The organism is Pseudoalteromonas sp., from assembly GCF_041613455.1.
GTDB lineage: Bacteria > Pseudomonadota > Gammaproteobacteria > Enterobacterales > Alteromonadaceae > Pseudoalteromonas.
The window spans coordinates 1-4,780 of the sequence record NZ_JBFJHD010000228.1; the positions used below are offsets into that span (position 1 = coordinate 1).

4 protein-coding genes and 1 pseudogene are annotated in these 4,780 nt (G+C 40.4%); 2 read left to right on the plus strand and 3 right to left on the minus strand.

The features are described 5' to 3' along the window. Window positions 1–18 precede the first annotated feature (18 nt). Entirely contained in the window at window positions 19–849 is an 831-nt protein-coding gene (locus ABYB02_RS14805; RefSeq protein WP_372763177.1) for a sulfite exporter TauE/SafE family protein, read from the minus strand. Between the two features lie 264 nt (window positions 850–1,113). Here ABYB02_RS14805 and ABYB02_RS14810 point away from each other — a divergent pair, with 264 nt between their 5' ends. Then, a complete protein-coding gene (locus ABYB02_RS14810) occupies window positions 1,114–1,998 on the plus strand; it encodes a LysR family transcriptional regulator (RefSeq protein WP_372763178.1) in 885 nt (294 codons plus the stop codon). Between the two features lie 113 nt (window positions 1,999–2,111). Here the strand turns inward: ABYB02_RS14810 and ABYB02_RS14815 are convergent, their stop codons facing one another. Both ABYB02_RS14815 and ABYB02_RS14820 read right to left on the minus strand, forming a co-directional pair. Beyond that, complete coding sequence (locus ABYB02_RS14815) at window positions 2,112–3,077, minus strand: IS481 family transposase (protein WP_372763179.1); 966 nt, start codon at window positions 3,075–3,077, stop codon at window positions 2,112–2,114. A gap of 217 nt (window positions 3,078–3,294) precedes the next feature. Next, on the minus strand, window positions 3,295–4,299 hold the full coding sequence (locus ABYB02_RS14820) for a transposase (protein ID WP_372763180.1): 1,005 nt from the start codon (window positions 4,297–4,299) through the stop codon (window positions 3,295–3,297). Between the two features lie 142 nt (window positions 4,300–4,441). On the opposite strand from ABYB02_RS14820, the pseudogene ABYB02_RS14825 reads away from it, so the two are divergent. Next, window positions 4,442–4,780: pseudogene (locus ABYB02_RS14825) on the plus strand (hypothetical protein); the annotation flags it as partial.

The following is a 4,780-nucleotide window of genomic DNA, read 5'->3' on the forward strand; positions in this document are numbered from 1 at the left end:
CGCTAATCGCCACACCAGCTATAAAAAAAGCTGCGCCAGCATACGTCCGCCGGTGATCAACAGTACACACGCAAAGACTTTTTTTAGTTTGCCCGCATCCAATTTTGCAGCTAATGACGCACCAAGCGGTGCAAACACCACTGTTAACGGCACAATACACGCAAAAGCAACTAGATTGACTAACCCCCATGTTCCCACGGGCGCATCAACGGGCGTAGTGCCTACAAGCAACATAGTGAGCGCACCGGGGAGTGAAATAATTAACCCGATTGCCGCCGCTGTACCAACAGCTTTATGGGCCGGGTAGTTATAAAGTGTAAGTAGTAGCACCGAAATCGTACCGCCACCAATTCCCACCATGGCACTAAAAAGACCAATCGAGGTTCCCATTGCACTTTGCCCTACGGTGGCGGGAAGTTCGCTATACAGCGCCGACTTACCGGTTCTAAATAACATATTGGCTGCTGATAACAACGCAATTAGGCCAAACAACACCGTGAGTACCGTGCCATCAATGCGCGTCACTAACCAGCTTCCCAACAAAACCCCTAAAAGAATAAATGCAGACCAGCGTTTTAACAGGCTAACATCGACATTGCCTTTTTGCTTATGTGAGCGAATTGAACTAATTGATGTGGGTACAATGGTGGCCAACGAGGTGGCGGTGGCCACTAACATGGCCGATTCAGGAGACACACCAAAACTTTGAAACAAAAAAAACAACACTGGGACGATAACAATCCCCCCACCTACCCCAAGCAAGCCTGCTAAAATACCTGCAAATGTACCGGTGGCAATCAACGCCAATAAAGTACTTAAATTATTGCCTATCAATTCAATCATATTCATTAATTATTACTTCTATTTTAAAGTGAAAAAGGCGGCTATGTTGTGCATAGCTAGCATTGTAAACGCGTATTACTAGTAAGCCTTTCGTTAACACAACCGAGACAGCTGCTGCCTGTAGACTCTTAAGCCTAGCAAGCAGTGATTGTGCACGTTAGTGAGCAGTTCATTGTAATTACAGTTGTTTAATGAATAAAAGTGATATAATTTCATCAACTAATGAATATCAATCATCATTATAACTACGTGACCGCAAGGAGTTAACCGGTGCTAGAAAGGATCCATTTAGAAATACTCACTGCCATTAAGCAACATGGTACCCTCACTAAAGCAGCAGAGTCGTTGCATTTATCGCAATCTGCATTAAGCCACAGCATTAAAAAATTAGAAGGACAAGTTGCTACCCCAATATGGAAAAAAGACGGACGTAACTTGCGCCTCACCGCAGCCGGTGAACACATTCAAACACTGGCCAATAGAGTGCTACCGCAGTTTGCGCATACTGAATTGTTACTAAAACAGATTGCCAAAGGTGAGTTAGGCTCACTACGTATAGGGATGGAGTGTCACCCGTGTTATCAATGGTTACTTAGAGTAATAGAGCCCTATTTAGAGCATTGGCCAGACATAGATATAGACGTAAAGCAGGAATTTCAGTTTGGTGCATTAGGCGCTTTACTCAGCTACGAAATAGACGTACTCATAACACCCGATCCGCTTTATAAACCTAAAATCAGCTATATACCCGTTTTTGATTATGAACATAGACTGGTTGTTGCCGAGTCCCACAAACTAGCCACGCAAGAATATGTTTTACCCGAGCAACTAAGTGATGAAGTATTGTTTAGTTACCCAGTCGAGCCATTAAGACTCGATATTTTTAGTCAATTTCTAAACCCAGCAAAGTGCTCTGTAAAAAAGCACAAAACCATTGAAACAACTGAAATTATGTTACAAATGGTCGCCGCGGGACGCGGTATTTGTGCCCTCCCCGGGTGGCTGGTAGACGAATATGCAAAAACAATGCCTATCAAAAGCGTAAGGTTTGGCGAGCAAGGTATTAATAAACAAATTTTTGTTGGCATTCGCAATAACGAACAACATATTGACTACTTGAATGACTTTATAGATCAAGCTAAAAAAACGACTTAAAAATTAAGGGACAGGCATATCTTTTATGATATTAAGTAAAATTAAGGGACAGGCATATATTTTATGATATTACTAAGTACAACCCTAACCATAAGTTGTGTGATTCATAGACATCATTTCACTTTTCTTAGTTGCAGGTCACGTTGATAATTTGATTGTTGAATACGCTCATTCTCTATCACGTAGTCAACGTGAACCTCTTCCCAAAGGGGCGTTTGCTCAAGGCGTTCACATACTATATCCATTGGTGTTTTCCCCTTGAATGAACCGTGTGCTCGTTGCCAGTTATAATAATGCTGCCACTCAGGTAATGTTTCATTTTTGAGTTCTTCTAGCTCTAAGTTAACAGTCGAATAAAACTCTTCTTTATCGGTTCTTTGTGAACGTTCAACCTTACCATTCAAATGAGGAGAGCCTGGTTTATTAGGACGGAATTTGATCCCATATTCCATCAGCTTACGCTGAACTTTCTCAGCAAAAAATTCTGTACCACGGTCAGTTTGTATACGTTGTATAGGAAATGGCATTTCCTCGATTACCTTATCGATGAAACTTAAGGTATTGGCTGCTGTTCTGCGTTTAAACACGTCTAACACCCGATATCTAGAGCAATCATCAATAGCAGTGTACTGGTAGATTCCTGGTGCAATTTTACATGTATCCATCTGTACGCGGTCACCAAGAGTAGGTCTTTCGTAACGAATGAAGTCTTTTTTCTTACGCTGAAATACTAGTGGCTTAACTTCATATTTGGTAAGCACTTTATGGATTGATGCAAGCGATAGTTCAAAATGATGCTCGCGAAGCAGTTCATTTTGAATTCTTCTCGCACCGAGCTTTCTTTCGCTTCTCAGGCTCAGAATCCACTCCTCTATTTGGTCATTAATTTTGGTATTTGGGGAGCTGTGAGGACGCCTAGAAACTTCCTGTAAGCCCTCTAAACCTTGTTCTTTATATCGACTTAACCACTTACGCAGAGTAGGCCTAGATATACCGCATCTACGGCACACCAGACCTGCATTTTTAGTTTCTTCGTAAAGCTTAATCCACTTTAAGCGCTGTCTAATTTCTCTGTTCATAAGGCCGTATTTTATTGAAACGATCTCTATGAATCATACACATAAGTAAACGTGCCATTCTTTGCTAATTTGATGAGTAGACACACTATTTTTCGTGTTATATCTCGTATAGTTTTAATTTTGTTGCTTCGTTCAAAGCATCTGGCAGCTAAAGGTGGACAAGTGAATGGATCTATTTAAATAGCGATTTCGTAGTTATCAATGAAGTTTTAAAGTGTCAGCCAGCCCCCTTGTACCATTTTACATCGTTCATTGCCGCTTGCTGCTTTAATCGTTGTTTACTGCCGGCGAAGTTTGAATATTGATGCATAAATCGCTGAATCGATTCAAGCCAATGTACTTGCTCTATATTTAAAGAATCGAGCACTTTTGGCGTGGTTTGCTTTATACAGCCAGCTTTACCTGGGGCTATTAGGCGACCACTCCACTCTAACAATTCAATGTAATCCCTTAGAGCAAAAGGAATACTGTGTTTTATATTACTTCCGCCGAATGGTTTTAACTGTGATGGTTGGTTTTTCTGGAAGCTATCTTCATGTTTAACAGGGGGATTAGTTTTAACTGTATCTTTATTAGTACAGCTTTTTAAATGCGCTAAACGTGCTTGAATTGAGGTAAAATTGCTCTCTTCTAGCCTATCGGCTATGTTTGCTCTAATCGGGTTTAAGTCTACATAAGCCATGCAACGTAGTACTGCCGTTTCATCTAATAATGCTTGCGATTTATAACGCCCTTCCCAGTACTTACCGGTACAGTTGTCTTCTTTATTCGCTTCGCGGGCAATATATTCATTAAGGTTTTTCATAAACCAGCTTATGTCGTAAAGCCGCTCGCGCCATTTAGCAATTATCTCACTAAAAAAGGCTAAATCTCCCTCACCCAACTGTTCACCATTTACGTAGCGGTCAACCATAGCGTGGCTATTATAAAGTTGATACCAACGCTCAATGACTTCTTCATCAGTCCAATCCAGTGCCTGCTGTTTATTAACGTTTACAACAAGATGGTAATGATTGCTCATAATCGCGTAGGCTGCAATTTCTATGGCGAAAATACTGCTTAGAAACTTTATGCGCTCAACCAGCCACTCTCTTCTGTGGTCGAAGTTTTTACCTGTGTATTTATCATCACCACACAAATAAGCACGCCTGACACACCGCGCTATTAAGTGGTAGTAAGAGGTCGATGCTAAATCAATGAGATTCTTTCTTGCCCTAGTCATAATATACAAACCAAATAACCACTGGATATAATAACAGTAGTTAATAAAAAAGGTTTTGCAAAATATTTTATGCCTGTCCCTTTAATTGTCTTAAAGAACATAATTGTTAGAATGCCCACCTATTACCCAATGAAGAGACACAATGGCAAACTTCAATACTCATCTTAATACTGCGCTAATCATCACAGGCTTAGCCTCAGCCACCTTATTATCTGCAGAACATATTGATTTAAAGGGCGCGCTCTGGTTATGGTTTTTAGGCTCAATCGGCGGTTTATTACCAGATATAGATTCAGATAACTCCACATCACTCGACACTGTTTTTAACTTATTTGCACTGAGCGCTGTATTACTGGTACTGCATTACATAACCACTGAGCTAATTATTAAAATTAGTTTTATCGAGTTAATAGTAATGCCGTTATTGGTTTATGGATTTATTAAATACATTATTAGACCCATTTTTGAATGGATCACAGTA

Coding starts and splice junctions, on each gene's coding strand:
- ABYB02_RS14805 (WP_372763177.1), bottom strand. CDS start 849: ATGAATATGATTGAATTGATAGGCAATAATTTAAGTACTTTATTGGCG.
- ABYB02_RS14815 (WP_372763179.1), bottom strand. CDS start 3,077: ATGAACAGAGAAATTAGACAGCGCTTAAAGTGGATTAAGCTTTACGAA.
- ABYB02_RS14820 (WP_372763180.1), bottom strand. CDS start 4,299: ATGACTAGGGCAAGAAAGAATCTCATTGATTTAGCATCGACCTCTTAC.